Origin of the sequence: Endozoicomonas sp., assembly GCF_051008435.1 — a bacterium.
Classification (GTDB): Bacteria; Pseudomonadota; Gammaproteobacteria; order Pseudomonadales; family Endozoicomonadaceae; genus Endozoicomonas_A.
This window is the reverse complement of sequence record NZ_JBPCXO010000205.1, coordinates 1-5,614: the sequence shown is the minus strand read 5'-3', so window position 1 is coordinate 5,614 and position 5,614 is coordinate 1. Positions and strand designations below refer to the sequence as shown.

General features: G+C 48.5%; 6 protein-coding genes. 2 read left to right on the top strand and 4 right to left on the bottom strand.

What is annotated here, in order from left to right; all coding sequences use genetic code 11:
- Nucleotides 1-80: 80 nt before the first annotated feature.
- Nucleotides 81-899 (bottom strand): hypothetical protein, encoded by an 819-nt coding sequence (locus ACR2PX_RS10580; protein ID WP_433999323.1) that lies wholly within the window; start codon nt 897-899, stop codon nt 81-83.
- A gap of 247 nt (nt 900-1,146) precedes the next feature.
- On the opposite strand from ACR2PX_RS10580, the gene ACR2PX_RS10575 reads away from it, so the two are divergent.
- A complete protein-coding gene (locus ACR2PX_RS10575; protein ID WP_433999322.1) occupies nt 1,147-2,676 on the top strand; it encodes an FMN-binding glutamate synthase family protein in 1,530 nt (509 codons plus the stop codon).
- 53 nt (nt 2,677-2,729) lie between these two features.
- Here the strand turns inward: ACR2PX_RS10575 and ACR2PX_RS10570 are convergent, their stop codons facing one another.
- Nucleotides 2,730-3,155, bottom strand: a complete 426-nt coding sequence (locus tag ACR2PX_RS10570; RefSeq protein ID WP_433999321.1) for a YybH family protein — start codon at nt 3,153-3,155, stop codon at nt 2,730-2,732.
- A gap of 202 nt (nt 3,156-3,357) precedes the next feature.
- Here ACR2PX_RS10570 and ACR2PX_RS10565 point away from each other — a divergent pair, with 202 nt between their 5' ends.
- Complete coding sequence (locus ACR2PX_RS10565) at nt 3,358-4,119, top strand: hypothetical protein (RefSeq protein WP_433999320.1); 762 nt, start codon at nt 3,358-3,360, stop codon at nt 4,117-4,119.
- A 77-nt stretch (nt 4,120-4,196) separates the two neighbouring features.
- On the opposite strand, the gene ACR2PX_RS10560 is transcribed toward ACR2PX_RS10565, so the two are convergent.
- The gene (locus ACR2PX_RS10560) at nt 4,197-4,724 is read right to left on the bottom strand and encodes an opioid growth factor receptor-related protein (RefSeq protein ID WP_433999319.1); all 528 of its coding nucleotides are present in this window, start codon (nt 4,722-4,724) and stop codon (nt 4,197-4,199) included.
- A gap of 57 nt (nt 4,725-4,781) precedes the next feature.
- On the bottom strand, nt 4,782-5,614 hold an 833-nt coding region (locus tag ACR2PX_RS10555; RefSeq protein ID WP_433999318.1), incomplete at its 5' end, for a hypothetical protein.

Genomic DNA, 5,614 nt, shown 5'->3' with positions numbered 1-5,614 from the left:
CGGTGGCGCTCCTATAGAAGTCATCAAACAGTACGTTCAGCAGCAGAGAACACCGCATTAGTCGGCTATCGCCGACGAGCTTACATCCCCGCACTCAAAGTACGGGGTTTTACGCTCAACCGATAAGGATTCAGATAATTCTTGATGAAGGGTGCCATGCTCTTAACATCAATACGCTCGAGGCTGGCTCCCATATCTTCAGCAAGCGCTTCGGCCATGGGCAGCATTTGTGATTTCAAATGACAGATAGACAACCTTATAATCTGATGTTTGCCTGTATGAAACTGAATAACCTGCCGCTTCAACACTGCCAGAGACTGCGCTTCATCGGGGTTTTCACATAAGTACTGTTCATAATTCTTGATAAGTTGCAAAGCCTGGGCTTTAAGCCTTGGTTTTTTCTGTAATGGAAGTTTCTCCCCACTGGCTTTACAGTTCTTCATTTTTTGATCCAGCTCTCTGGCCCTGACCACCAGATCATCAAGCTGCAGGGTCATGGCTACCGTTTTCATCTCTTTAGCTGCCATTTTCACTTTCTCTGATCGCTTCCCACGCCCTGTTACTCTCTTCTGCTCTGAACTGCTGTGTTTGGGAACACGGAATCTTTTCTCATCCAGTGAAAGGCGCTGTTCAGAATCCCCCTTCCATTTTCGAGTATCTCTCCTGGGTAATGTTTTCTCGACGACTTTCTCACTCTGTTCCAGAACAGGCGTTGTTTTTTTTCGGGTAACGGAAGTAGAGGTTTCCACCGTACAGGTGACCGAAGCCCCTCTTGCTGTAGTGGCAGTTGTAGTCTCTTTTTTGGGCTTGCTGGTGCCAGAGCCTGGTTGTTTCTCGTCGGCTGTTCCTCCCTGATAGCACTCTTGAGATCGGTTACCGGCTTCCTGGGAAGGGGTCATATTCAATTCCTTTTCTGGTGACTATTCCTGTGACTCCAAATTCAGAACGATGTTCCTTATCGGGCTAACTAATCGGTTAGAGCCTCTGACAGACATCTCAATCGAAGATGACTCGACGCATTAAGCGCCAATAAAATCCCTGAAACCTGGCAACCGGTTTACTCGTATAAGAAGATGAACACTGGTGTCAGAACCGCTTCTGCCGACAGAAGTCTCCAATACCGCTGAATAACAAAGGATTTTGAAAATGGATATGAGTATGGGCATGGAACTGCTCGATCATGAATTTGTAGCCTTCATCACGGCCATTCTGCAGATCATGGCCTCACTGTTTATTTTCCTCCTGGGTATTGGGGTTGTGGCCATCCTCTTTATGTATATGGCTGACAAACATCAAACCAGCCACACCATTCGCAGAAACTACCCGGTGATTGGCCGCTTTCGGTATTTTTTTGAACACGTCGGTGAGTTTTTCCGTCAGTATTTCTTTGCCGGTGACCGAGAAGAAATGCCTTTCAACCGTGCCCAGCGTGCCTGGGTTTACCGCGCTGCCAAGAATGTCGACCGAACTGTTGCCTTCGGCTCCAGTAAGCCGATTCGTGAACGGGGCTCGGTCCTGTTTCTCAACTGCCCCTACCCAACCCTGACAGAAGACGCCAGGGAAACTGCCAGCGTATTAATAGGTCCTGACTGTAAAAAACCTTACCGACCGGCTTCCGTTTTCAATATTTCAGGCATGAGTTTTGGAGCACTTTCTGTGCCTGCCGTCAGAGCCCTTTCCAATGGCGCCCGGATGGCAGGTTGCTGGTACAACACCGGTGAAGGCGGATTGTCTCCTTATCACCTGGAAGGGGGCTGCGATATTGTCTTCCAGATTGGTACGGCTAAATATGGCGTAAGAGACGAGCAAGGGAATCTGAGTGATGACCGCCTGAAAGAAGTGGCAGCTCACGAACAAGTTCGCATGTTTGAAATCAAGTTGAGCCAGGGCGCCAAACCCGGCAAGGGCGGTATTTTGCCTGCGGCCAAGGTCACAGAAGAAATTTCAAAAATCCGACTGATTCCCATGGGCGAAGATTCCATCAGTCCCAATAGACACCCGGAAATCAATTCTACCGGTGACCTGCTGGACATGATCCATAGAATCCGGACAGTAACGGGTAAACCCGTAGGCCTCAAGTTTGTATTGGGTGCAGACAACTGGCTCTATGACCTGTGTGATGAAATCCAGAAAAGAGGACTGGAATCAGCACCTGACTTCATGACTATTGACAGTTGTGACGGTGGTACCGGAGCTGCCCCCATGGCATTGATGGATGATGTAGGCCTGCCTTTAGGAGAGAGCCTGCCTTTTGTACATAATCTGCTGATGGAAAAAGGCCTGCGTAAGCGCATCCGACTGATTTGCTCTGGCAAACTGATCAACCCTTCCGATGCCGCCTGGGCCCTGTGCGTAGGTGCTGACTTCATGGTGTCTGCCAGAGGCTTCATGTTAGCTTTGGGCTGCATTCAGGCATTACAGTGCAACAAAAACACCTGCCCAACCGGAATCACAACTCATATTCAAAAGCTGCAGCGAGGGCTGGTACCCGGAGATAAGGCAGAAAGAGTGGCCAGTTACCACGACAACCTGGTTCATGATATTGAATTGATTGCACACTCCTGTGGTGTTGATGAGCCTCGAAAACTACGGCGCTATCACGCCAGACAAGTGATGGAGAACGGACAGTCCATTGCTTTGGATAAGCTCTATCCCTATCCGGAAAAAGAAGAGTGAAATGAGAAAGCTAGCAGGTCGGGTCGATGTCACCCACCTGCTTCAGAGATTTGTCAGCTGGCGGGAAAATCCGCTGACGCCTGACCGATGGAAGAAGAGTGTATATGGGCTATTTTCCATTGGCCCTGATATTGGCGCAAAACGTGGGTGGCTCGCAGAGATTGCAGCTCTACCACGGCTCCCTCTATGCCCTTAAGTCGGGTTTCAAACTGCCAGGTGCTGCTGCAGGAAATTTGTCCGTCCCCCTCCCAGGCAGATTCAATACGGTATTTGACTGACAGGATTTCAAACTGGTTGAAGAGTGTCTCATACCAAATCTTCAGGGCCTCATGACCGTTTATCTGGGCTCCTTCCGAGCTCCAGAAAAGCAGGTCTTCTTCTGGTGCATAATGATCCAGCATGCCAGCACTGTTCTGGTGACTGTAGTTTTCAGCCTGCAGGTCAAACAATGATCGGATGGTCTCCCTGGAGTCCGCCATGTCAATTCCCCTCCTGAATAGTGCCCTGTTCATGAAATGTTCATATAAAAGTATAGGTAGAGTCAACCAAGGTTTCTTGACGGAATCTTCTCTTTGGTGCTGAAGAACCATAGTCAGACAGTGCTCTGACGGCTGAAACAGTGAACTTATAGCGGTTCTTTGAGTCTCAGGTAAGGTTCATAATCACTACTGGAGTAAAAAAGTGAAGAACCTGAAAAGAATAATAACTACCCTGTTTGTACTGACAGCGACCTTCACTCAGGCTCAGGGCCCCACTCAAAAATACACTGACTATAACGGAGAGGAATATACTTCCATACCTCTGAAGAATGTTGATGTATCCTCATTAAACTTCGATCTGGCTGAGGTGTTCTACGAAGATGAAGAGCACTACCTGTCTCTGCGCATACAGGCTGAAAGTCCTGCCCGGGCAAAGTTCCTGACCACACCAGTAGAACACAAAAATCCATCTGACACAGAAAAGCAACTTTTCCAATTCCTTAAAAAGTTTGATGAAACCTATCAGGAATTCAGCTGTGTTGATTACGCTATTTCAACTGGCAGACTCACACCGTCTGTGCTGTCCAATAAAGGCACCAGTGACATCGTCGCCAAAAAGGTAGCACCAGAAGGTCTGGGAGCCTTCATGGATATGCCCTTGAGCCAGGAATATATGAACATGACTCTGATATACGATCAGGAAGAGTTCGGAATGGAGACCGTTGACAGTACTCTGGCCTGTTACAACGTACTGGAAACCAATCACTATCTGGGATGGTTTGGTGCGAGCAATTATTACAGTCTGAACAGAGAATACGTGTTCTACGAGTTTGAAAAAGGCAACAGCGATTATCTTTTAGATGCTGATCACCTGTTTCAGGACCTGAAAGCCAAGCTTCCCGCTCAAGTGCACCCCAGACTGGAAGAGATCAAGGCCTATATTGTTGATTACATCAACCAATAGAGACCTGATTCTTGTCGATGGGGCCAGGAGCCTGCCGGACTTATACTCGAAAGCATAAGCCCGACGGGCTCCTGGCATTACTGGCCCCTACCTTCATAATTCCCCAAAAACAAATCCTTGTCTGTGTGATACATATTTTGCCAGAGCGCATCGCTCCAATAGGTGTTTGCACGCCCTTTCCCACGATAGCCATTCATGGTGCTTTCAAGGTTCCTGGCTGCTGTCTTAAAGCCAACAGATGCCAGGAAGGTAATCACCCGTGTAACCCGTCTCAAGTTATGATCTGCCTGAGTCCATTTTCGATGCCGGCTACCCAATACCTGTACTACTTCAAAGGTATCACCCACTCTTCTCAGCCCCCAGAAATCCATCATCATATCGATATTAGCGGTGACTTTTTGCAGCAAAGCCGGATCCCCCTGAATGCTCTCAACCATCTTTTTCGTCAACAATGGAGCCTTGGGATTAAGGGTAGATTTGTTGTCCCAGATGGGAAACAACTGCTGGATATAGCTGTGCTCTTTTTCCAGTACAAACTGCAGCCTTTCATGGTAAAAGCGGTTTCTTGCTTCTACTGCCCCAAAAGCGGGTTCTGAACCTATCACCGTAGCCAGATTTCCTTCGAAAACATCTTTAAGAGTGACGGATTGCCCCGGGTATATTTAGGTTTCATCATGGGCAAAAACGGGCCAATCCTTAAGAACCTGACTTTTTGGCAGCACGACCCTTACGGGACGCTCTTTCGCGAGCAATTGTTTGAACTGGTGTGAACCCGTTGCCTTTGCAGCCAATCGCTGGACAGGAGTTGAAGCGACTGTCTGTGTTGCTTTTACTGTTGCAGTTGCGGTCTTAGTGGGAGCGACAGTAGCCGTAGGAACCGATTTACTGGTATTGGTAGCTTTGAAAGCAGACCGCTTCTCATGAAAGACTTTCTTGCCTTTAGAGCCTTTCGTCGGAACCGGTTTGGAAGGGTTAATATTGAAGCCTCCAGCTCCAGCTGTACCACTGGTATGAGCATCCCCCTTGAAGGGGCTGACCACGACAGTCTGATCGAAAGAAGGCTCTGGCATAGTGACAGACTTAGGCTGGTCCAAGAACTCACCGCCCCCTTGATTCATGGGTACGAGATCATGATATGGCGTCACCGGCTGAGCAGCATTTGGCTGATCGAATACATTCAGAGGCTGGATAGCCACAGGCTGCAGTGTCAGCATCTCAGAGACAGGAATGATTGCTGGAGCAGGATCATTAACAACAGGCACCATCATCACACCGGAGCCTCCTTCATGAACACCTGAACCAACAGGCATCAGGGCCTGAGGCTCTGCTTCAGTCAACGCCGGTTGATTCACAATAAGTTCGACCCGGGGAGGCTGTCGCAAAAGGGCTGCGCTTGCCGATACGTCGTTAAAAAATGACTCAAAATGCTCATTTACTGAATGTAAACTCCGCTTTTTCGTCATTTTTTGCCTTGTCTCGCCTGCGCTCGCTACCT

Bases quoted from the DNA above. Each gene is read 5' to 3' on its own strand.
- ACR2PX_RS10575 (WP_433999322.1), top strand. From the start codon at position 1,147: ATGGATATGAGTATGGGCATGGAACTGCTCGATCATGAATTTGTAGCC.
- ACR2PX_RS10580 (WP_433999323.1), bottom strand. From the start codon at position 899: ATGACCCCTTCCCAGGAAGCCGGTAACCGATCTCAAGAGTGCTATCAG.
- ACR2PX_RS10570 (WP_433999321.1), bottom strand. From the start codon at position 3,155: ATGGCGGACTCCAGGGAGACCATCCGATCATTGTTTGACCTGCAGGCT.